The organism is Paenibacillus tepidiphilus, from assembly GCF_008635795.1.
GTDB classification, from domain to species: Bacteria; Bacillota; Bacilli; order Paenibacillales; family Paenibacillaceae; genus Paenibacillus_AQ; species Paenibacillus_AQ tepidiphilus.
Genome location: NZ_VWRQ01000009.1, coordinates 23,128 through 45,823, shown reverse-complemented (window position 1 = coordinate 45,823; position 22,696 = coordinate 23,128). Strand labels below are relative to the sequence as shown.

Below are 22,696 nucleotides of genomic sequence, written 5' to 3'. Positions count from 1 at the left end.
ACGCCCCGCTCAGGCCAACTGGTCTGGAGGGGCGTTGTTTTGCTGAATATTAGCCTTTATTGTACACAAAATTATGCTTCGAGTCCTTTAACAAAGGAGCCTGCTCATCCTTCGCCGAAAGTACAGGCTGAATGTCCATCGGCCACTCCACGCCAATCTCCGGATCATTCCACAGAATGCCGCCGTCGCATTCCGGTGCGTACAGCTCATCGCATTTATACTGAACCTCTACATCCTCGGTCAGCGTCATAAACCCATGGGCAAAGCCTTTAGGGATGAGAAGCTGCTTCTTGTTCTCTGCAGTCAGCTCAATGCCGAACCATTGTCCATAGGTAGGGCTTCCCCGGCGGATATCGACCGCCACATCAAAGATGGCTCCCTTGGTGCAGCGGACAAGCTTGGTCTGGGCCTTGGGATCGGTCTGAAAATGCAGTCCGCGCAGCGTTCCTTTGGCAGCCGAAAAGGATTGATTATCCTGCACGAATTGCAGCTTCAGCCCCTGCTGTTGAAACTTGGACTCGCTGTAAGTCTCCATAAACCAGCCCCGGTGGTCTCCAAAAACGGCCGGTTCTACAACCAGAACACCTTCCAGATTTGTTTCGCTAAATTTCATCGCAGTCACCTTTCCTTCGGTTGATTAGTATTGGATTTTGCCGGTGGCCACTTTAATTAAATATTGTCCGTAACCCGTCTTGCCCAGCTTCTGGCCGCATTCCAGCAGATGTTCCTTCGTAATCCATCCGTTAATATATGCAATTTCCTCCGGTGCGGAAATCTTAATGCCCTGATGATCTTCAATGGTCCGTACGAAATTGGTGGCATCGACCAGACTCTGGTGCGTTCCCGTATCCAGCCAGGTAAATCCGCGGCCCAGCAAGGCGACGTCCAGTTCCCCCATCTTCAGATAAGCTTCGTTGATCGAGGTGATCTCCAGCTCGCCGCGCGAAGAAGGCTTAACTTCCTTGGCTAAAGACACCACACGATTGTCATAGAAATAGAGACCGGTGATGGCGTAGTTGGACTTAGGCTGCTTTGGTTTCTCTTCTACGCTAAGCACCTTACCGTCAGCATCAAATTCGACCACGCCGAAGCGTTCGGGGTCCTGGACATGATAGCCGAACACTGTCGCCCCTTGTTTCTTATCAGCCGCTTGTTTAAGCAGTTTAGTCATTCCGTTGCCATAGTAAATATTGTCTCCGAGGACCATGGCGACCGAATCGTCTCCGATAAAAGACTCGCCCAAAATAAAAGCCTGGGCTAAACCATCTGGACTAGGTTGAACAATGTATTGCAGCGAAATCCCAAAGTGTGAGCCGTCGCCAAACAGATTTTCAAAACGGGGTGTATCCTCTTCAGTAGAAATTATGAGAATGTCTCTAATGCCTGCCAGCATCAGGGTAGACAACGGATAGTAAATCATCGGCTTGTCGTAAACCGGAAGCAATTGTTTGCTCGTTACCATCGTAAGAGGATAGAGACGGGAACCGCTGCCTCCCGCAAGAATTATGCCTTTCATATAGCGTAATCTCTCCTTGAATATATGAAATCTGTTAATATGATTCAGCGCGTTACACTTACATGATATTTTACGCTGTAGATTCTTAATCTGTCCATTGAGCAAGGACTTACCTATCTTGTTGCGAGGTGCTGCTTAGTGAACAAGATAACCAAACTTTTCTAAATCACTGGAAGCTCACTGTGATATTTGATACAATTAATAAGTTACAGGTATGGAAATGTTCCGCCACAGTGGCGGTTTAGGAGGATATAAATGAACAAGCAAGACATACGCAGGGAAGACGTGGAGCTGCTCGCTCCGGCCGGGGACTGGGACTGCATGCGTGCGGCGGTGGCCAATGGGGCGGATGCTGTCTTTTTTGGCGTAGAGAAGTTTAATGCCCGGGCCAGAGCGAATAATTTCCGGATGGACGAGCTGCCGGAGATTATGGCCTTTCTGCACAGTTACGGTGTGAAGGGATTTCTGACCTTTAATATACTGGTTTTTGAAAATGAACTGCCGGACGCGAAGGTACTGATTGACGCTTGTGTCGACGCCGGTGTGGATGCGGTTATCGTGCAGGATTTGGGTCTGGTCAAAATGATCCGTGAAATTTCACCCGATTTCCCGATTCACGGCTCCACACAAATGACTATTACCTCTCCGGAGGCGGTAGAGTTTACAAAGCCTTTTGATATCGAACGCGTCGTACTGGGGCGGGAGAACAATCTGAAGCAGATCCAGACCATTGGCGAGCAGGCCCGCCTGCCGATGGAAGTGTTCGTGCACGGAGCGCTGTGCGTCTCTTACTCCGGGCAGTGTCTGACGTCGGAAATGTGGGGCGGCCGCTCCGCGAACCGCGGGGAATGCGCGCAGGCCTGCCGGCTTCCTTACGACCTGATGGTGGACGGCGAAGTGAAGCCAATGGGGGACATCGCCTATCTGCTGTCACCCAAAGACCTGGCGGCCATTGACCTGATGCCGGAGCTGATTGAAGCGGGTGTCACTTCTTTTAAAATTGAGGGCCGGCTTAAAAGCCCTGAGTATGTAGCGAATGTGGTAGGCAAATACCGCAAAGCGATTGACCGTTATTTCGACGGGGAATGGTCCAAGCCGACCAAAGAAGAGATGCGCGAGCTGCAGCAAAGCTTCTCCCGCGGCTTTACCCACGGCTTCCTGGAAGGCACGAATAACAAGAAGCTGGTGGACGGGAGCTTCCCGAAAAGTCGGGGTGTCTATCTGGGAACGGTGGAGCAAATTCTCCGCGACGGTGTCGTCTGCAAAATCAATGCTCCGCTGAAGCGGGGCGACGGGATTGTATTTGACGCCGGCGATCCGACCAAGAAGGAAGAAGGCGGCCGCGTCTACGATCTTCGCCGTAAAGGTGTGAAGCTGGAAGGCGAAGCAGGAGAGGGCTGGATCATTGATATCGTCCCTGGCCGCAATGACGTTGACCTGCGCCGCCTGCATGTCGGCGACCGCATCTGGAAGACCAATGACCCGGCGCTGGACAAGGCGCTGCGCCAGACCTTCGAGACCGAGAAGCCTTACCGCATCTTCCCGGTGCAGGTGCAGGCTTCCGGCCGCGCCGGTGAGCTGCTCTCCACTTGGTGGACCGATGTGCAGAAAGGCATCACCGTCCAAGTGGATTCGGAGCTGCCGCTGGAGACAGCGCAGAAGCGGCCGATGGATGCCGCCCTGCTGGAAGAGCAGTTCGGCCGTCTCGGCGGCACGGTATTCCAGCTGGAGGCGCTAACGTCGGAGCTGGAAGGCGACGTGATCGTGCCGATGCGCGAGCTGAACAGCATCCGCCGCCGCGCGGTGGAGCTGCTTGCGGGCGAGCGCCCCAAGCCGCCCGTCTATGTGAAACGGGCGGCCGAGGTGTATGGCGACGCTGCCCGCAGGGGCGCCACTCCGGTGCGCGGTGAAGCGGAGCTTACCGCGCTGTGCCGCAGCCTGCCGCAGGTGCAGGCTGCGCTCGAGGCCGGCGTGAAGAGCATCTACGCCGACTTCGAGTTCATCAAGCAGTTCCCGGCGGCGGTGGACGCCGTACGGGCGGCCGGCGCTTCGATTGCGCTGGCTACGCCACGGATCCATATGCCCGGCGAGAACGGCTACCACGCGAATATCCTGCGTTTGCAGCCGGATGCCGTGCTGGTGCGCAACACCGGCGCGCTGTACTATTATCTGCGCCGCCGCCAGGAGCAGCCGGATGCGGTGCATCCGCGCCTGATCGGCGATTTCTCGCTGAATATCGCCAATCACAAGGCGGTTGACCTGTTCCTGGAGGCAGGCTGTGATATGGTTACTCCATCCTACGATTTAAACATTCAACAGATGGTCGATCTGCTGGAACGCAGCGATACCTCGCGGATGGAGGTCGTCATTCATCAACATCTGCCGATGTTCCACACCGAACACTGCGTATACTGCACCTTCATGAGTGAAGGGACGGATTACACGAACTGCGGCCGTCCATGTGAAGACCACCGCGCTTCCTTGCAAGACCGCATCGGTATGTCCCACCCGGTACGGGTGGACGAAGGCTGCCGGAACACTGTCTACAATGCGGTAGAGCAATCGGGTGCCGAATACCTGAATAACTTCAAGGAGCTGGGCGTATCATCTTACCGTGTGGAATTCCTGGAAGAGACCCCGGAACAGGTAGCGGAGGTCATCAGCCTCTATACCCGCGCGCTTCGCGGCGAGATTTCCGGAACGCAGGTGTGGAAGACGCTGAAGGCAACCAATCAGCTTGGAGTTACTCGCGGGCAACTGGTGAATGCAAAATAGGCTTCAATATCAATCACTAAATTACGATAGCAACAACTCATTGCCGTGCGAGGAAGGACAATACTGTTCTTGAATCGCCCGGCTTTTTGTATAGGGCATATGACTCTTTATGTTTACTAATTTATACATCCGATCTGCCAATTACCGGCGATAACTGCTATAATTAAAGCAATTATGCCATTTTGTATGGATTAAGGTGAAGTTGGAGAAAAGAAGACCAGAAGGAGCCATGAGATGAAAATCCGTAAAGCCATTATTCCTGCCGCCGGCTTAGGTACCCGTTTCCTGCCGGCAACGAAGGCAATGCCTAAAGAAATGCTGCCCATTGTCGACAAACCCACCATTCAATATATCGTTGAGGAAGCCGTTGCTTCGGGGATCGAAGATATTATTATCGTTACCGGTAAAGGCAAACGCGCCATTGAGGATCACTTTGACAATTCATTTGAGCTGGAATTTAACCTCGCGGAGAAACAGAAATGGCAGCTGCTGGAGTCCGTTCGTAAGTCCTCCGAAATGGCAGATATTCATTATATCCGTCAGAAGGAACCGCGCGGCCTCGGACATGCTATCTGGTGCGCACGGAAGTTCATCGGTGATGAACCGTTCGCCGTATTGCTCGGCGATGATATTGTCGAAGCGGACAAGCCCTGCTTGAAACAAATGATTGAAGTATACGATCAATATAAGTCTTCAATTGTAGGCGTGCAGCAAGTGCCTTGGGAAGAGGTTTCGCGTTATGGTCTCGTTGACGGTGCTCCACTGGCAGATCGTGTATATAAGGCTAACCGCCTGGTAGAGAAGCCAAAACGGGAGGATGCTCCTTCGAACCTTGCTATTCTCGGCCGTTATATCCTGACTCCGCGGATTTTCGATATGCTGGAAGAGCAGCAGGTCGGTGTCGGCGGTGAAATCCAGCTGACCGATGCTATTGCCCGCTTGAGCGAAGTAGAGCGGATCATTGCTTATGACTTTGAAGGTAACCGTCATGATGTGGGAGAGAAAATGGGTTTCATTCAAACAACCATTCACTATGCGCTGCAGCATGAAGAGTTAAAAGAGGGGCTCCTGCAATACTTGCAGGAAGTGATTGAGAAGGAAACGCAAAAAGCGGCCCAGTAAATTATTTTTAATAACCTATGAAAAGGCCTGCGATTTCACCCTTGCCAGTGAGATTCGCAGGCCTCTATATTAATTAGTTATTGGCGTGTTTAAAGATACAATACAGACGGAGCCCGTTGGAGTCAGTCATTACTTCATTTAAATACTTTACATAGATGATAGTGTTGGAGAACCAGCCTACCGGACAGCCGCCTAAGCATGGCGTTTTGAATGACAACATTTAGTTGCTTTTGCTTCAAGAGATATAACGATATAATGAATACTGCAGTATATACGCATTGTACAAACAGTAGATTCATCGCCATTAAGTGTGAAGCTGCGACAAAGAGTGACAGGGAGCAGCTAGGAGGAAGGAGATAGCACTGATCCTCCAGATTTGGAACGGGGTCCAAACCAGAAAGGCAGTGAAAGTAACGGTTAACAACCATAAGTGTCTGGATATCTTTACAACATTTCTCGACTGTACCGCGCATTTACCGTATACTGGTTTCGACAGAGGACTAAAAACAAATATGATGTTTTAATATTGAAATATATAATTTTAATATTTATTAATAGTTTTGGGGATGTATTCATTTTTTAGGAGGTTAGTAGTTCATGAGGATCGCAGTAACTGGCGGAGCAGGGTTTATCGGCTCTAACATTGTTGATGAATTGATTCAATTGGGTCACCAAATTTTAATTGTGGATAATTTATTTACCGGCAAAGAAGAAAATATTAATAAAGCAGCCGCTTTTGCTTTAATAGATATAAATTCACCGGAATTATTCGAAGTTTTTATGGATTTTCAACCGGAGGTTGTCATCCATCATGCTGCTCAAGTAAGTGTCAGCAAATCGTTAGCGGATCCATTGTTGGATCAGGAACTAAATATCAGGGGAACATTGAATTTACTACAGGGTTGTGTTAAATCCAACGTTAGAAAAATTATTTATGCTTCTTCTGCTGCAGTATATGGAAATCCTCAATATTTACCTGTTGATGAAGAGCATTCTACCGTCCCCACTTCATTTTACGGTATTTCTAAATATGTCCCTGAATCATACTTAAAGATTTATTTCGAACTTTATGGTTTAGAATATACTATTTTAAGGTACGCCAATGTATTTGGCCCGAGACAAGATCACTTGGGTGAAGGTGGAGTTATATCGATTTTCGTAAATAATGTCCTTGAAAATAAAACATTAAACGTTAATGGTGATGGTTCTCAAACTAGAGACTTTATATTTGTAAAAGATGTAGTTTCGGCGAATATAGCGGCGCTTAATGCAGGGGATAGGGAGGTTGTAAATATTGGTACAAATTATCGTGTATCTGTAAATGGTTTAGTGGATGTTATGTCAGCAGTCATAGATCAGACTATTCAATGTAAGTATTTAGACCCGAAACCAGGCGATATCAAGAACAGTTGTTTAGATAATAATAAAGCTGCTAATGTGCTTGGATGGGGGCCTGAATATACTCTTGAAGAAGGCCTGAGGCTCACGTTTAACTATTATGAACAACAAAGAGCTATTAATTCTTTAAGGGGGCTCTTTAGTTGAGGATATATATTCAAAATTTTTTAAAGTATCGCTATTTATTAAGCCAACTTGTTACAAGAGATTTCAAAGTGAAGTATAAAAGATCTGTTCTGGGAGTTCTATGGTCACTTTTAAACCCGCTTTTAACGATGACTATCCTGACTCTTGTTTTTTCAAAACTTTTTAAATCAAATATTCCTAACTATCCGGTGTATTTTTTATGCGGCTCTGTAGTTTTTAATTACTTCTCTGAATCTACTAATCTGGCTTTAGGGTCAATTTATTCTAATGCCTCCTTGATAAAAAAAGTTTACTTCCCAAAATATATGTTTCCATTTTCTAAGCATATTTTTAGCTTGATTAACTTACTAACCTCTTTTATTGCAGTGATTATAGTTATGCTTGTTACAAAAGCTCCATTCTATTCAGCGGGATTATTGTTCTTTATCCCTGTATTCTATCTTTTTGTGTTCAGCATTGGAATTGGATTAATGTTGTCAACTGCAGCAGTTTTTTTCAGAGATCTTGCACACCTATATGGAATATTAATAACAGCTCTGAATTTTTTGACACCGGTGTTTTATCCGATTGACATTATGCCTGAAACTATGCAGTACTATGTTGGCTTGAACCCGTTAACCCAAATTATTCAGATGCTGCGTCAACTTATCATGTATAATGAGCTGCCTAGCCTTAGACAAAACTTGGTTTTATTAGCGATATCAGGTGTTACTTTTTTATTAGGCGTGTTAGTTTTCCGGAAAAAGCAGGATAAATTTATTATGTATATTTAAATACATATTATAGGGAAGGGAAAATATGGAGGATATTGCTGTCTCAATTGAGGATGTTTCTGTTCGTTTTAATATGCAGACTGAAAGAATCGACGGTCTTAAAGAATATTTTGTTAAGTTGTTGAAGGGCGAAGTCAACTATAAAGAGTTTTGGGGTTTGAAAAATATTTCTTTGAACGTTAAAAAGGGAGAAATATTTGGGCTTGTTGGACTTAACGGTGCGGGGAAAAGCACATTGCTGAAAGTAGTTGCGGGTGTTCTTAAACCGACTAGCGGTAAAGTATCAATTAACGGTAACATAGTACCACTTATTGAACTAGGTGCTGGCTTTGATATGGAACTGACTGCTAGAGAAAATATATATTTAAACGGCGCTATTTTAGGATATACGAAGAAATTCATAGCTGAAAAATTTGATGAAATCGTTGATTTTGCAGAAACCAGAGAATTTCTGGACGCTCCTCTGAAAAATTATTCATCAGGGATGCTGGCGCGAATAGCTTTTGCCATTTCGACCGTCGTTGAACCCGATATTCTGATCGTAGATGAGATATTGGCAGTAGGAGATTATAAGTTCCAGCAGAAGTGTATGAATCGGATTCAAGGAATGCTGGATAAAGGGGTTACTGTTCTTTTTGTGTCCCACAGTGCAGCTCAAGTTGAGCAGTTGTGCTCCCGTGTGGCTTATCTAGAAAGAGGGCAAATTGTTGAAATAGGTGAAACTAAAGAGGTAATGGAAAAATACTTAAAAGAGTAAAGGTGGATATTATGTCAATTGTCGAGAGGTTAGAATTTGGAGAAGATTCAGAATATAATGCTGTGGAAATGTCAATTCATCTAGGGCGTTATCTTCTGGCGAAGCAATACTGTCATGGGAAAAAGGTGTTGGATATTGCTTGCGGTGAAGGTTATGGCTCTTATGTGATGGCTCACAAATGGGGAGCTAAGGAAGTGCATGGAGTAGATGTGTCACAGATAGCAATAGATAAGGCACGCAATAATTTTCAAATAGAAAATGTGGCGTTTAATACTTTGGATGCCGAAAGTGGTACGACACATTTCGAAGAAAATTATTTTGATGTAGTGGTATCTTTTGAGACTATTGAGCACTTGAACAACCCGAAACAGTTCCTTCAGAATATCCGGAAATGGGTTAAAGAAGATGGAGTTATTATTATATCCTGCCCGAATGATTACTGGTACTACAAAGAAGAGGGACAAGGTAATCCGTTTCATCTGAAAAAATATGATTTCCAACAATTCCTCACGCTGTGCGAAGGCGTTCTTGGCCCTGCAAATAAGTATCTATACGGGTTGCCTGTGGCCGGATTTGCTAATGTCGAGGCAGACCATGCTCTTCTATACAAGCGCACAAAAGGCAATGCGGAAACAATCAGTAATTTTGTTGATGACCTGAATACTATAATGATACCTACCACTTATGGGGTTAGCAGTTCTAACGTTAGTTATTTTGTTGGAGTATGGGGAGATAAAGATATCTCGGTCAAAAATACTTCCTCTTTCTATGGTACTTCTATGGAGGAACTGCGAGTTATTTCCTATGACTCATATGTTGAGTTAGGAAAACAGATTGAACAAAATAATATTGCGTATAACGAGCATGTTAAATATATAGGTAATCTTCATGATCGAATCGATGAACTGAATAGCCAAATTGCCGATATAAATAACCAATTGGACGGACTGCACAAAGATAAAGACAGAATCGAGCTGATTCTTGATGCGACCAACAAAGAAAATAATGTTCTAAAAAAGAACTTTTGGCAGAATGCGGTTACTATTAAGACTGTGGAAAAAGTAGTAAAGGATGATTCAAGAATTAAAGCTCTTGAGGCTGAAATAGATTCGTTAATGAACTCTAAAAGTTGGAAGATCACGTCTCCATTACGAAGAATGTTTAATTTTTTCAGAGGGAAATAAAATAATTTCTGAATCTAAATCTAAAAGATAGGTGAGTTTATTGAATATATGGATTATAACTAGTGAATATCCTCCTGATTTTGGCGGGGGAATTGGAATGTATGTTAACCAATCGGCTGAAATGTTCGCAAAAGGCGGACATCAAGTTACTGTAATGGTTAGAGACCCTCATAAATCATCTGTTACCTATGAAAGACCTCATTTAAGAGTGGTTAGATTCCAACATATGCAAGGAGAGTATTATAACTTCTTGGGGTATTGGACAGCACTCTCCTACCAATATGCCGAAGAGATTGCTGCTTTGATTAAATCTGACGGTAAGAAACCTGATATCATAGAGATCCAGGACTATAACGGTCTGGCTTACTATATGCTTATTCGCAAATGGGAATTGGACCCTGTGTTTGAAGATATCCCTGTTGTCCTCCATCTACACACTCCAACATTCGAATTAGACAAAGTTAATCAAGTGCCAAGATATAGATTCCCTAATTATTGGTTGGGTCATATGGAGAAGTTCTGTATGAAGGCTGCAGATGCCTTGCTCAGCCCAAGTCAATTTTTAGCCAATCAAATCCAAGATGTTGCCCCTCAAAATCCTATAACAGTGATTAATTTGCCTTATGAACTTGAAACATACAGCGATGGTTATGAAAGAGACTTCGAGTCGGATACCTTTTTGTATTTCGGACGGACAGAGTATAGAAAAGGTGTATCTCAAATGTTACAAGGTGTGGAAAACCTGTGGACTGATGGACATGATTTTAAATTGAAGATCATTGGTGGGGACACTTATTTTCACCCTAAAGGCAGAAATCTAGGAGAAATGTTGAAGGAGAAATATGATCATAGAATTAAAGAGGGCAAACTTATCTTCAGAGATTCTATCCCACCCGCTGATTTGAATCCGGAAATTTTAAACGCAAGGGCAGTTATTGTGCCTTCTTTATATGAGAATTTTCCATATACTTGTTTGACCTCTATGTGGCTGGGGGCTCCGATGTTAGTGTCCAGTGCCGGAGGCCAGGCGGAAATGGTTGGAGCCGATGAAACTTCGGGTCTTGTTTTTGACTGGAAAGTTGATGGGGATTTTGAAGCGAAATTATTAAGATTAATTAAAGCTGACACTGATCAATTAATGACTATGAGTAAGAATTCACATTCGAAAATCAGAAGTTTATGCAATGTGGAGGATAATTTGAGAGCCAGGGAGGTATACTTTTCTCAAGTAATTGAGACTGCTAAGATTAATTCAAAAGACCTCTTTCCTTCACTGCTTGAAGTCGAGAAGCAGAATGATTTCAAACTTACTCAGGACGTAAAAGGAAAACTTTCAATAATCATTCCCTACTATAATCTGGGTGTTCACTTAGATGAGACAATTGCAAGTGCTCTTCAGGTAGATTATCAAAATGTTGAAATTATAATAGTGAATGACGGGACATCAGATACAGACAGTCTTGTTGTTCTGGATAAATACAGGGAAGGATTTCCGCAAATTAAAATCGCAGATATTAGAAATCAAGGATTGGCCAATGCTCGAAATATTGGTGCTTCTCTGGCTGATGGTGAATATCTGGCCTTTTTGGATGCGGATGATCTTATCGACAGTTCATTCTACTCAAAAGCTATAAAAATACTGGACAAGTACAGTAATGTATCGTTTGTTTACAGCTGGCTTAGATACTTTGGGAACTCTAATAATGTATGGCCGACATTTAATACAGAGTTTCCGTACTTGATGGCTTCGAACATGCTCTCAGCATTTGTCGTTGTCAGAAGAGATGATTTTATAAGATATGGAATGAATAAAAAAGAGATGGAATATGGCATGGAGGATTACGAAGGGTGGCTTTCCATGTGTGCCAGTGGATGTCTAGGCGTAAGTATCCCGGAAACTTTGGTGAAGTACCGTGTGCGTAGTAATTCAATGGCGCGTCAATTCAATCGTGATGTAGTTATTTATTTACGTGAGCGCATGGCTAGCATTAACTCTCAGGTTTATGATAAATATGGAGCGGAACTATTCAAATTGATCGATGCAAATGGTCCTGGTTATTTATGGGATAACCCCACGTTTACATATCCTGTTATCGGTTATGGAGTGAATAATACGGATGATTTCAGCGATGTGAATGCACAAAAATATGAATTAATAAGACTGGCGAGTTCTAAATGGGGGTCCCGTTTAATTAAGTTAGCCTTCAAATTAAAGCTCAATAGATTATTGAAATAGTCTATTATAAAGGGTGGCCAAGAGTGAAACCAGACAGCGGAAGCTTGAATGTGAAAATAGGAATTTCTATTCTATCCTTATTTTTTTCTTTATTTATTTTCAATTTTCTGTATCAGAGTTTCCCTCTTAATAACTTATGGAATGTTGTTATATTAGTAATTCTGTTTTTTGTATTTTTTTTGATTTTCTGTTTTATTTTTAAGTCGGATTTTACCCGCTTTAGATTTAACCGCAAGGCTTCAATAGTTATATTGATTTTAAGTGCCCTTTTAAGCCTTGCTTTAGCAACCGTAATGAACAAAACTATATTTATCCAAGGTATCTCAAATCAACAAGAAAATGTAAAGGTGATAGTAAAGGTTCTTGGAGAGAAAAATAAGCTATCTCAAGGGTCGGAGGTCTGGATTGAACAACTTGAAATTGATGGCATCGAAAAAGATATAATAAATGGAAATGAAGTAACTATTGATGAGGGCTGGCAAACGCTTTATGGATCTCTTGAATCCGCTCAACAAGGTGCAACCTTTATGTGGTCTGGACAAGCTAGTTCAGAAATAACACTTACTTTTAAACATCACCCATGGAGTGGGAAAGCAGAGGTTCTTTTTAATGGTGAACCGAAGGTATACGATTTATACAATAACAAAGATATAAGTAAAGCATTTCATTTTGATGTTTCCAACAATCCGATTAAAAATTTGGAGAAAGTCGGACTGATGGTTATCAATTCAATTGTATTGATCATTCTTATTTTTGCATTGCTTTCTTGGGTATTTAAGAAAAGCTTGGATCGTTCTCCCCCTGCCAAAAGAATAGTTTGGATTTACATTGCCTTCTTTCTGTTTGTGCATACGGTATATTTTTTAGTTTTTTTTCCGGGGAATATGAGTGCAGACTCTCTGTTTCAATGGAATCAGGCGCAGACGGGGCAATTTAGTAATTGGCAACCCTTTTTTCACACATTATTAATATGGTTTATTACAAGAATATATAATTATCCAGCTATTATTACACTGTTTCAAATTTTTTTAATGTCTATTGCTATGGGGATAACCGCGTATAAATTGCAAACTTTAGGGGTTAGGAAATTTATAATATATCCTTTAATGTTATATTACGCTCTTAACCCTGTAAATGGAATGATGTCTGTAACGCTATGGAAGGACATTCCGTTTGCAATATTCACTCTTATTTTGGTTAATTTTTTAATAAATGTTTATCGGACGAATTACAAATGGCTGCTTAAAAATAGAAACATGTTCTTGATGGTTTTTGTGTTGGTATTTGTAGGTCTTCTTAGACATAATGGAATAGCAAGCGTGTTTGGAGTACTTGCAGTTCTTCTATTATTTTATAGAGAGTTTTGGAAAAGAAATATGCTAATCGCATCGATCATTGTTGTATCAATTGTTCTTTTTAAAGGGCCAATTTCTAAAGTTATGGAGGTTACCCCTGCTCCGGCTCATTTTACGCTTGCGCTTCAATTACATCAAGTAGGGACAATGATTCACGAGAATGTTGCGTTAAGCAGAGAAGAAGAGGAATATTTCAAGGAGATACTTCCTTTGGAGAGCTGGAATGGAAGCGACAGTTATTATTCTAAATACACAGCAAATTATATTCTCTTTCATCCGAAGTTAAATCCTGAGCCTATCATACAGGACAGAGTGGAGTTTTTGAAACATTGGATTCACTTGGTACAAAGGAATCCAGCGGTCGCCATAAAGGATTGGATGTCAATGACCTCGTTAATATGGCAGTTGAACACGCCTGCTGATGGATACCTGTATACTGTTCATAGAGGCATAGATGAAAATAATTTTGGGATTACTCAACAAAATTATTTGCCTTCGCTAAGAAACGAAATTATTGATGTAGTTCAACTGACTGAGAAAAGTAATATCAGTTGGATGTTTTGGCGACCCGCATTATTTCTATATTGTGTTATTATCTTCGGGTGTCTGTTAATTAGAAGAAATGATCTTAAGGCTGTGATAATTTGTTCTCCAGTGTTATTTGAAGCAGCTGGTTTAATGATATCTACGCCAGCGCAAGATTCCCGATACTTCTACTCTGTAACGTTGGTAGCTCCGATAATAATAATATTGGCATTTGTGAAATTTAAAAGAGATTATGTTGAATAATAGTGTGAAATGCAAATTGATTTCTTTTAACGGTTATCGGGAGGAGTGCTCATTTGTGGTACCTAATTATTATTTCTGTACTGTTTAATATAACAGCACAGTTAGTATTAAAACATGGGTTGAATATTGTGGATATTAAGGGAATGAATTTTGGTAATGTTATTCGGCTAGCCTCCTCTCCTTATGTATGGTCGGGTGCTATAATATATGGAGCAAGTTTTTTTGTGTATTTATTTGCCTTATCCAAAGGAGAACTGGGACGTATTTCCATAGGGGCACAGGCATTGACTATTGTCGGCTTGTTCTCTGCTTCAATTATTTTCTTTCATGAGCCTTTAACGATAACAAAGGTACTCGGGGTTTTGCTGGTATTATGTGGGATCTTTTTCATTTTTCGCTGAGAGGGAGTTTTAAGCAGTGCATTTTGATTATGTCATTTTTGGTGCGGGTATTTATGGTTTATATGCTGCCAATCTGCTGGCCCGTAAGGGCTTAAAGGTAGCTGTGATTGAATTTGATAATAGTCCTCTACAAAGGGCTAGTTATATTAATCAAGCCAGGGTTCACAATGGGTACCATTATCCAAGGAGTGTCTCGACTGCAGCCAAATCAGCAAGTTATTACGAGCGATTCTCCAGAGATTTTTCGTTTTCTATAAATGATCGTTTCAAGAAAATTTATGCAATATCCGCCAATGACTCCCTGACGAATGCTGAGCAATTCCTTAAATTTTGTGAATATGTTGAAATTCCTGCAAATGAGGTGAGCAGCAGACCCTATTTTAATAAGGGGACAGTGGAAGCTGTTTACGAAACTGTAGAATATAGCTATGATGCTAATTTAATTCGAAACTGGTATATCGAAGAGCTAAAGAAATTTAAAAATGTAGACATATATTACAACAAAAAAATAGTACAAGGACTTAATGAGGAAACTCATTTTAAACTGCATTTTCAAGATGGTGAGATTATGACAGCTCAAAAGGTCTTGAACGCAACTTATGCAAGTATAAATCAGATCCTGAAGTTATTTAACTACGAATTGTTTACAACAAAATATGAAATTTGCGAAGTAATTATGACGAAGGTATCACAAAATGTGAATAATGTGGGTATTACGGTGATGGATGGCCCTTTTTTCTCACTAATGCCATTTGGTGTCAGCGGGTATCATTCACTTACTTCAGTAGGCCATACACCTCATGAATCGTCCCATTATTCATTGCCTAAATTCGCATGCCAAGATTTTCGTGAGGATTGTTCATCAGAACAGCTTCAGAATTGCAATACATGTTTTGCCAAACCTCAATCCGCTTGGAACAGGATGCATCAGTTGGCAAAAAAGTATTTAATTCCAGATATATCAGTTACGTATGAAAGCTCCTTGTTTGCTGTTAAAGCTTTAATCAGTGCTTCTGAACTTGATGATTCGAGACCGACAGTGATAAAAGAATTTTCAGATTCACCATCATTTATCTCTGTATTTTCAGGGAAATTCAACACTATTTATGATTTGGAGGATGTACTATGAAGGAGCAAGTCTTTGTTTCCGTCGTATTCTATGTCCATAACAATGAATCAACTGTGGCTCAGACGTTAATCTTACTCGATCAGCTGTTTGACAGGCACTTCAAAAGTTATGAACTGATCATTGTCAATGATTTTAGTCAAGACGCTACATTATCAAATGCCAGAGAAGCCATAAAACTCATTCATGGGGATACTACTATTATTAATTTATCCAGAAAGCATGGTGTTGAACATGCAATGATGGCTGGATTAAATAAATCTATGGGCGATTTTGTTTTTGAAATAGAGTCCGCTGCAGTAGATTATCCGATAGAACTGCTTTATGAAATTTTCCAGACTTCAACACAAAAAGGGTTTGACATTGTAGCTGCAACTTCGGGATCGACAGACTGGAAATCTAAAATGTTTTACAAAATGCTAAATAATTTGTCTTACATGAAGCTTTCTTTGCAAACTGAAACTATTCGTCTTGTTACCCGCCGGGCGCTTAATTCAATGTTAAACCTAAAAGAAAAAGTGCGGTATCGTAAAGCTCTATACGAGCTGACAGGTTACTCAAAGAGTATAGTAACCTATGAATCTGTATCTAAGGGAAAAAGCAAAAAGGTTACTCGGGAAAATGTATCGCTGGCGATCGATGCACTGGTCTCGTTTTCAAATGCGGGCTTAAAGGCTGCTCATTATTTAACTATTGCTTTCTTTGGATTCTCTTTGCTTATGGGGGCCTATGCTCTTTATAACTATTTCTTCAATCAATCCGTTGTTGAAGGATGGACTACGCTAATGATTTTAATTTCATTTGGGTTTGCAGGCCTATTCTTCATATTTGGAATTATTGGAGAGTATATTTCTAGAATCCTAACCGAGATTCAGAACCGGCCATTTTATAGTACAAGCTCTGTAGAAATGTATAAAGAAAAAAGACAACATTTACAATTGGTTGAACGTAATAAAGATAATTATTCTGTTTAATCGGGAGGGGATACTTTGTCAACTTGTTTAATTGGTTTTACTGGTTACGTTGGTTCCACCTTACTTGCACAGACTACATTTAATGATCTCTATAATTCCAAAAATATTGCTGATATTACAGGAAAAGAATATGATCTTATTGTCTGTGCCGCTGCTCCGGCGGTCAAATGGAAGGCTAATCAAAACCCTGAAGAAGATTTTAAAAATATAGAAAGCATTAAAGGTTATTTGAAAACAGTTAGTGCAAAGCAATTCATACTTATATCTACAGTGGATGTATATAAAGATCCTAGAGGAGTAGATGAAAATACAGAGATTAACCCAGAAGAGGTGGCCCCTTATGGCCGCCACAGATTCTACCTGGAGGAATTTGTCCGTGATACATTTGCTAACCATCTCGTTGTTAGACTTCCAGGATTATTTGGTCCGGGTTTGAAAAAGAACTTTATCTATGATCTTATTCATACAAATTGTCTTCATTTAACACATCATAAAAGTGTATTTCAGTTTTATAATTTGGAGTCATTGTGGAGCGATATTAAACTTGCCCTTTCGCATTCTCTATTCTTGGTCAACTTTACAACAGAGCCTGTTAGCGCTAGGGAAGTAGCAGAGTCCTCATTGTCTGTATTATTTGATAATGAAACGGATAATGCTCCTGTATCTTATGATATGCAGAGTCGGTATAGTCACTTTTATAATGAACATGGACAAGGGTACTTTAAAAACAAGAAAGAAATCTTATTGGAAATAAGCGAGTTTGTTAATAAAGAGAGGGCTAGATTATGAACCTCTCCATCTCAAATATTGCTTGGAATGCAGAAGAAGATGATACTGTATTCCAATTACTTAATGCTTATAATATAACTGCTTTGGAATTTGCTCCAACAAAAATATGGAGTACACCTATTGATTGTTCAAGGGAAGAGATTTTAGACTATCGTCTGAAATGTAAAGATCAAGGAATTAAAATTGTTGCCATGCAATCCCTTCTATTCGGGCAACCCCAATTAACTTTATTTGAAGATGAAAATGCTCGGAACCAAATGAAGAAATATCTGAAAAAAATAATTGAAATGGCAGGAGTACTTGGTATTAAAGCTGTAGTATTCGGTTCTCCTAAAAATAGATTGTCCAGAAGTATGAGTAAGTCGGAACAGTTGTCAATTGCCAGCGGTTTTTTTTATGAAATAGGACAGTATGCTGTAGATAATAATCTGAAGTTCTGCATAGAACCGAATCCACAACAGTATGGTTGTGACTTTGTTACAAATACACAGCAAGGAATAGAACTAGTCAAAGAAGTGAATCACCCCGGATTTCAGCTTCATTTGGATACTGGTGCACTGATTCTGAACGAAGAGAATTTTGCGGAATCAATTGAAGCAAGTTTGCCGTATTTAGCACATTTCCATATCAGTGAACCTTATCTGGAGTTAGTAGGGTCAGGTAAACATAATCATCACCATGAAATTTCGAAAATATTAAAAGGGTTACATTATGAGAATTACATCTCAATCGAAATGAAAAATGCAATACTTCCTTCAAATATAGAAAGCGTTAAAAGAGCTTTGAATTTTGTGAGTGAATTATATTAATTGGGGGGACTACTGGGCAATGAGCAAAGAAAACTGGGAAGTTCCTAATTATGTAGCAACTGAACTGAATGATAACGCTAAAAGTCAATACTGTATATGTGTTCCTGTTATTAACGAAGGGGAAAAAATACAGAAACAGTTAACTAAGATGTCTGCTTTTTCTAAGGAAATAGATATAATTATATTAGACGGCGGTAGCACAGATGGTTCTTTAGATTTGGATTTTCTAAGAAGTGCGGGCATAAAGGCGCTCCTTGTAAAAAAAGATATGGGTAAATTAAGCGCACAGCTTCGAATGGGCTTTGCATACGCACTTCAGCAAGGTTATGAGGGTGTTCTGACTGTTGATGGTAATAACAAGGATAGTATTGAATCGATCCCGGCTTTTATACAGAAACTCAATGAAGGTTATGATTTTGTGCAAGGTTCCAGATACGTTCCGGGCGGAAAAGAAATCAATACACCACTATCTCGAAAGTGGGCAATTAAGCTGATTCATGCTCCAGTAATCTCGTTAATTGCAGGGTTTCATTATACGGATACTACGAATGGCTTTAGAGCACATTCAGCAAAACTATTGTTAAATGAAAAAGTTCAACCCTTCAGAAAAGTATTTAATACTTATGAGCTCTTGGCATATTTATCTGTGAGGAGCGCCAGAATAGGCTCTAAGGTAATAGAGATTCCTGTTACAAGAGCCTATCCGAAAGGTAAAGTTCCTACGAAGATCAGTCCTTTAAAAGGGAATATACTTCTAATGAGGATATTGTTGGATTTGGCTCTCCAAAAGTATAATCCCAATGTAACGGTTCAAGATAATAAATATACTCAATCCCTCTGAAATAGCAAAACTATAAATTAGGAGTTTAGTTATAAAGTCACTCCTTTAGATCTTCAAAGCGTAAGCTTACTCGAACCGGTGGTCCATTGTGACAACCGGTTTTTTTGGGGGTAAGCTGATCCGTGTCCAGTCCGGTGTTCTTTTAGGATGTTATTGTCGATGTCCGTCACGGCTCGCCTGCATATGGGCTGTGCTTAAAGTTAATCTCAGCGAATACATTCCCTTGTGAATGACCGTAGCATATCATGAAATAATCCTGTACTCAGACTAGATTGGCAGTATGATGGTTTACTCTATTATAAAGGTGGTTATCCCATGAAACTTCTCGTCACCGGCGGCGCCGGATTTATCGGCAGCAATTTCGTAATATACATGCTGCAGCAGCACCCGGATTATCAAATTGTCAATGTGGATGCATTGACTTATGCAGGCAATTTGGAGAATCTGAAGTCGGTGGAGAATCACCCGAACTATACGTTCGTCAAAGCAGATATCACCGATGTAAAGGCGATGGATGAGCTGATTGGCCAGGGTGTGGATGTGGTGGTCAATTTTGCGGCGGAGTCGCATGTGGACCGGAGTATTCTGGAGCCGGATGTGTTTGTAAAGACGAATGTGCTGGGCACGCAAGTGCTTCTGGATGCAGCCAAGAAATACAGCGTGACCAAGTTTGTGCAGGTGTCCACCGATGAGGTGTATGGAACGCTGGGTGCCACCGGATTGTTTACGGAGGAAACGCCGCTCACGCCGAACAGTCCGTATTCCGCCAGCAAAGCGGGCGGCGATATGCTGGTCCGTGCCTACCATGAGACTTTCGGTCTGCCGGTGAACATTACACGCTGTTCGAATAACTACGGGCCTTATCAGTTCCCGGAGAAGCTGATTCCGCTGATGATCTCGCGTGCGCTAAACGACGGGGCTCTGCCTGTGTATGGTGACGGGCTTAATATCCGTGACTGGTTGTACGTTGAAGACCACTGCAGCGCCATTGATCTGGTTATTCATAATGGTGTTATTGGCGAGGTCTACAACATTGGAGGCAACAACGAGCGCACCAACGTGCATATCGTAAAGACCATCCTGCAGGAGCTCGGCAAGCCGGAATCGCTCATTACGTATGTCCAGGATCGCCCCGGACATGACCGTCGTTATGGCATTGATCCGACGAAGATTACGCGTGAGCTGGGCTGGAAGCCAAAGCATACCTTTGAGACCGGCATCAAAGAAACGATCCGCTGGTATCTCGACAACCAGGAGTGGTGGACGCGGATTCAATCCGGCGAATATCAGAAGTATGCCGCGCTTCAATACGGCAGCCGTCTGGGGGATTCGCTGTAATGTCGAAGCTGAAGGTTTTGGTAACCGGTTCGGCGGGACAGTTGGGTCAGGACCTGGTATTGCTGCTGACTGCTCAGGGTCATGAAGTGATGGGCTGCGACCGACAGGAGATGGATATTACCGATCTGGATCAGTGCAAAGAAGTAATTGGCGGCTTTGCGCCCGATGCCGTAGTTCATTGCGCTGCGCACACAGCAGTAGATGTCGCGGAGACAGATATCGATGGCGCATATCTGATCAATGCCACGGGAAGCCGAAACGTCGCACTGGCTGCGGAGCAAGCCGGAGCGAAGCTGGTATATATCAGTACCGATTATGTATTCGACGGCATGGGTACGAAGCCATACCACGAATACGATAATACAGACCCGCAGAGCATTTACGGCAAGTCGAAACGGGCCGGAGAGATTCTGGTTCAGTCGCTGTCGTCTAAATTCTTCATTGTTCGTACTTCCTGGGTGTACGGCAAATACGGCAACAATTTCGTCAAGACCATGCTGAAGCTGGGACAGGAGAAGCCGTTGCTCCAGGTTGTTGACGATCAGAAGGGGTCACCGACCTATACCGTTGATCTGGCCCGCTTTGTACTTGAGCTGATCCAAACGGAGAAATACGGAGTCTACCATGCCTCTAACAGCGAAGCCTGCACCTGGTATGAGTTTACGCAGGCGATCTTTGCTGAAGCTGAGGAGCTTCTTGGAATTAAGTTTACCGCTAAGCTGGAGCCATGCACGACCGAACAGTTTCCGCGTCCGGCGCCGCGTCCGCAGTATTCCGTTATGGAGCATCTGTCGATCCGTACGAATGGTTTCCAGGATATCCGGCCATGGCGGGAAGGTCTGCGGGATTTCTTGCTGGAATTGAAGTAAACACTAGCCGAATAGGTAATGAGATCACTCCCGGACCGCGACTGACGGTACGGGAGTTTTGCTTTGACAGACCCATGCATAGCAGACCCGCAATGTTTTCGATATAATGGACGAATAGAATTACCAATCTTGTAAAGATGCGGAGTTACTAATGAACATGAAAGCGGTCAGCGTACATATCGTTACCTACAACAGCGGGGACGACATTATAGATTGTCTTCAGGCGGTGGTTGCCCAGGATTACCCGATAGAGCGGATGGTTGTGGTGGATAACGCCTCAACCGATGGCTCAGCGGACAGAGTACGTGAGTGGTACCGCGGGATGGAAGCACAGCAACAAGAGGCAGCATTCCAGAAAGGGCCGATGATTAGCCAAACAGGAGATCAACTGTCGAAGGCTGAGCGGCATAATTCAGACGAATCGGCTGGGAACCCGCTGATGGAGAAACATCCGGTAGTGAGACATTACATTACTCTCCCTGGGCTTACCCTCATCGAAAATACAATCAATACCGGCTTCGCTCCCGCACACAATCAAGCGATTGCCGCCACGGATACGGACTACGTGCTGGTGCTTAATCCCGATTTGGAGCTGGCGCCTGATTATGTATCACGGCTGGTTGCGGTCATGGAAGCCGATTCGCGGATCGGCAGTGCGACGGGAAAGCTGCTCCTGAAAGCCAATCCGGCGCTGCTGGACAGTACGGGGCTGCGGATGAACCGGGCCCGGCGGGCGTTTGACCGGGGAGCGGGGGAAGCGGCGGCGCTGGGGCCGGACTCGGGCACTGTGTTTGGCGTATCTGGAGCGGCGGCGATGTATTCCCGGAGGATGATCGAGGATATCAGCGTCGAGGATGAATTCTTTGACGGAGATTTTTTTGCGTATAAAGAAGATGTGGATGTTGCCTGGCGGGCGCAGTTGTTCGGCTGGAACGCATTCTACGATGCAGAAGCTGTAGGCTACCATGAGCGGGGCTGGAAGACAGCGGGGCGCAGCGGCAAGGCGCTATTTATCCGGCGGATCTCCTATATTAACCGTTACAAGATGCTCTATAAAAATGAACCCGCGCGTACGCTTCTACCTACACTCATATGTTCGCTGCCGTACGAAATTGCCGCCAATGGTTATATGCTCCTGAGGGAACCGCAGTTGCTCAAAGCCTGGACGACCTTTTGGTCGCAGCGCAAGGAGCTGCGGCGGAAGCGGAGGTATATTCAAAAGCGGGTGAAGCAGCGGGAAAAGTAGCTGTAGTACGGGCCGAAAGAAATATAGTATAAGCCGAAATGTTGAATGCATTAAGACGGTTACCGGAAGAGCTATGCGTAAGACTCTCGGCTGGTAGATTGTCGGGAGCGTGTCGCAACAGGGATTCTCTGGATCAGCGAGCCGCTCCATTATTGTTCCCTAATCCACTTGCATTCTGCATAAACCTCCCATTCATAGGCGGTCCCTATGAGGGAGGTTTTGTGTTATAATGGTTGTCGATAGATTACTAA

At 42.9% G+C, this 22,696-nt stretch carries 19 protein-coding genes; 17 read left to right on the top strand and 2 right to left on the bottom strand.

All coding sequences use genetic code 11. From position 1 onward, the window contains the following. Nucleotides 1-49 precede the first annotated feature (49 nt). Together rfbC and rfbA are read right to left on the bottom strand one after the other, a co-directional pair. Nucleotides 50-613, bottom strand: a complete 564-nt coding sequence (rfbC, locus tag F1379_RS13335) for a dTDP-4-dehydrorhamnose 3,5-epimerase (RefSeq protein WP_150270390.1) — start codon at nt 611-613, stop codon at nt 50-52. Nucleotides 614-637: 24 nt separating this feature from the next. Then, nucleotides 638-1,516 carry a glucose-1-phosphate thymidylyltransferase RfbA gene (gene rfbA, locus F1379_RS13330; protein WP_150270388.1) on the bottom strand — a complete coding sequence of 293 codons (879 nt, stop codon included), beginning with the start codon at nt 1,514-1,516 and terminating at the stop codon, nt 638-640. Between the two features lie 255 nt (nt 1,517-1,771). On the opposite strand from rfbA, the gene F1379_RS13325 reads away from it, so the two are divergent. From F1379_RS13325 to F1379_RS13245, 17 genes are all read left to right on the top strand, one after another. Next, on the top strand, nt 1,772-4,291 hold the full coding sequence (locus F1379_RS13325) for a U32 family peptidase (protein WP_150270386.1): 2,520 nt from the start codon (nt 1,772-1,774) through the stop codon (nt 4,289-4,291). A 234-nt stretch (nt 4,292-4,525) separates the two neighbouring features. Next, the gene (galU, locus tag F1379_RS13320) at nt 4,526-5,413 is read left to right on the top strand and encodes a UTP--glucose-1-phosphate uridylyltransferase GalU (protein ID WP_150270383.1); all 888 of its coding nucleotides are present in this window, start codon (nt 4,526-4,528) and stop codon (nt 5,411-5,413) included. Between the two features lie 597 nt (nt 5,414-6,010). After that, nucleotides 6,011-6,958 carry an NAD-dependent epimerase/dehydratase family protein gene (locus F1379_RS13315; RefSeq protein WP_150270381.1) on the top strand — a complete coding sequence of 316 codons (948 nt, stop codon included), beginning with the start codon at nt 6,011-6,013 and terminating at the stop codon, nt 6,956-6,958. After that, complete coding sequence (locus F1379_RS13310; protein ID WP_150270379.1) at nt 6,955-7,731, top strand: ABC transporter permease; 777 nt, start codon at nt 6,955-6,957, stop codon at nt 7,729-7,731. Before F1379_RS13315 ends, F1379_RS13310 begins: the two co-directional genes overlap by 4 nt. 25 nt (nt 7,732-7,756) lie before the next feature. After that, nucleotides 7,757-8,488: an ABC transporter ATP-binding protein gene (locus tag F1379_RS13305; protein WP_150270377.1), complete on the top strand. Its 732-nt coding sequence runs from the start codon at nt 7,757-7,759 to the stop codon at nt 8,486-8,488. Nucleotides 8,489-8,499: 11 nt separating this feature from the next. Next, entirely contained in the window at nt 8,500-9,672 is a 1,173-nt protein-coding gene (locus F1379_RS13300) for a class I SAM-dependent methyltransferase (RefSeq protein WP_150270375.1), read from the top strand. 40 nt (nt 9,673-9,712) lie between these two features. Then, nucleotides 9,713-11,908, top strand: coding sequence for a glycosyltransferase (locus F1379_RS13295; RefSeq protein ID WP_162551155.1), 2,196 nt, complete (start codon nt 9,713-9,715; stop codon nt 11,906-11,908). A 23-nt stretch (nt 11,909-11,931) separates the two neighbouring features. Next, a complete protein-coding gene (locus tag F1379_RS13290) occupies nt 11,932-14,052 on the top strand; it encodes a DUF6020 family protein (RefSeq protein WP_150270371.1) in 2,121 nt (706 codons plus the stop codon). A 53-nt stretch (nt 14,053-14,105) separates the two neighbouring features. Next, nucleotides 14,106-14,453, top strand: coding sequence for a DMT family transporter (locus F1379_RS13285; RefSeq protein ID WP_150270369.1), 348 nt, complete (start codon nt 14,106-14,108; stop codon nt 14,451-14,453). Between the two features lie 16 nt (nt 14,454-14,469). Continuing rightward, nucleotides 14,470-15,582, top strand: coding sequence for an FAD-dependent oxidoreductase (locus tag F1379_RS13280; RefSeq protein ID WP_150270367.1), 1,113 nt, complete (start codon nt 14,470-14,472; stop codon nt 15,580-15,582). Beyond that, complete coding sequence (locus F1379_RS13275; RefSeq protein ID WP_150270366.1) at nt 15,579-16,553, top strand: glycosyltransferase; 975 nt, start codon at nt 15,579-15,581, stop codon at nt 16,551-16,553. Before F1379_RS13280 ends, F1379_RS13275 begins: the two co-directional genes overlap by 4 nt. 15 nt (nt 16,554-16,568) lie before the next feature. Further along, entirely contained in the window at nt 16,569-17,342 is a 774-nt protein-coding gene (locus F1379_RS13270) for an NAD-dependent epimerase/dehydratase family protein (RefSeq protein ID WP_150270364.1), read from the top strand. Then, on the top strand, nt 17,339-18,151 hold the full coding sequence (locus F1379_RS13265) for a sugar phosphate isomerase/epimerase family protein (RefSeq protein WP_150270361.1): 813 nt from the start codon (nt 17,339-17,341) through the stop codon (nt 18,149-18,151). Before F1379_RS13270 ends, F1379_RS13265 begins: the two co-directional genes overlap by 4 nt. Nucleotides 18,152-18,170: 19 nt before the next feature. Beyond that, nucleotides 18,171-18,992, top strand: coding sequence for a glycosyltransferase family 2 protein (locus F1379_RS13260; RefSeq protein ID WP_150270359.1), 822 nt, complete (start codon nt 18,171-18,173; stop codon nt 18,990-18,992). Between the two features lie 315 nt (nt 18,993-19,307). Continuing rightward, a complete protein-coding gene (gene rfbB / locus F1379_RS13255) occupies nt 19,308-20,330 on the top strand; it encodes a dTDP-glucose 4,6-dehydratase (protein WP_150270357.1) in 1,023 nt (340 codons plus the stop codon). Nucleotides 20,331-20,338: 8 nt separating this feature from the next. Continuing rightward, the gene (gene rfbD / locus F1379_RS13250) at nt 20,339-21,199 is read left to right on the top strand and encodes a dTDP-4-dehydrorhamnose reductase (RefSeq protein ID WP_150270667.1); all 861 of its coding nucleotides are present in this window, start codon (nt 20,339-20,341) and stop codon (nt 21,197-21,199) included. Between the two features lie 151 nt (nt 21,200-21,350). Beyond that, nucleotides 21,351-22,445, top strand: a complete 1,095-nt coding sequence (locus tag F1379_RS13245; protein WP_239004662.1) for a glycosyltransferase family 2 protein — start codon at nt 21,351-21,353, stop codon at nt 22,443-22,445. Nucleotides 22,446-22,696 lie beyond the last annotated feature (251 nt).

Bases quoted from the DNA above. Each gene is read 5' to 3' on its own strand.
- F1379_RS13260 (WP_150270359.1), top strand. From the start codon at position 18,171: ATGAGCAAAGAAAACTGGGAAGTTCCTAATTATGTAGCAACTGAACTG.
- F1379_RS13325 (WP_150270386.1), top strand. From the start codon at position 1,772: ATGAACAAGCAAGACATACGCAGGGAAGACGTGGAGCTGCTCGCTCCG.
- rfbB (WP_150270357.1), top strand. From the start codon at position 19,308: ATGAAACTTCTCGTCACCGGCGGCGCCGGATTTATCGGCAGCAATTTC.
- F1379_RS13300 (WP_150270375.1), top strand. From the start codon at position 8,500: ATGTCAATTGTCGAGAGGTTAGAATTTGGAGAAGATTCAGAATATAAT.
- F1379_RS13275 (WP_150270366.1), top strand. From the start codon at position 15,579: ATGAAGGAGCAAGTCTTTGTTTCCGTCGTATTCTATGTCCATAACAAT.
- F1379_RS13305 (WP_150270377.1), top strand. From the start codon at position 7,757: ATGGAGGATATTGCTGTCTCAATTGAGGATGTTTCTGTTCGTTTTAAT.
- F1379_RS13315 (WP_150270381.1), top strand. From the start codon at position 6,011: ATGAGGATCGCAGTAACTGGCGGAGCAGGGTTTATCGGCTCTAACATT.
- F1379_RS13245 (WP_239004662.1), top strand. From the start codon at position 21,351: ATGAACATGAAAGCGGTCAGCGTACATATCGTTACCTACAACAGCGGG.
- rfbA (WP_150270388.1), bottom strand. From the start codon at position 1,516: ATGAAAGGCATAATTCTTGCGGGAGGCAGCGGTTCCCGTCTCTATCCT.
- rfbC (WP_150270390.1), bottom strand. From the start codon at position 613: ATGAAATTTAGCGAAACAAATCTGGAAGGTGTTCTGGTTGTAGAACCG.
- F1379_RS13265 (WP_150270361.1), top strand. From the start codon at position 17,339: ATGAACCTCTCCATCTCAAATATTGCTTGGAATGCAGAAGAAGATGAT.
- galU (WP_150270383.1), top strand. From the start codon at position 4,526: ATGAAAATCCGTAAAGCCATTATTCCTGCCGCCGGCTTAGGTACCCGT.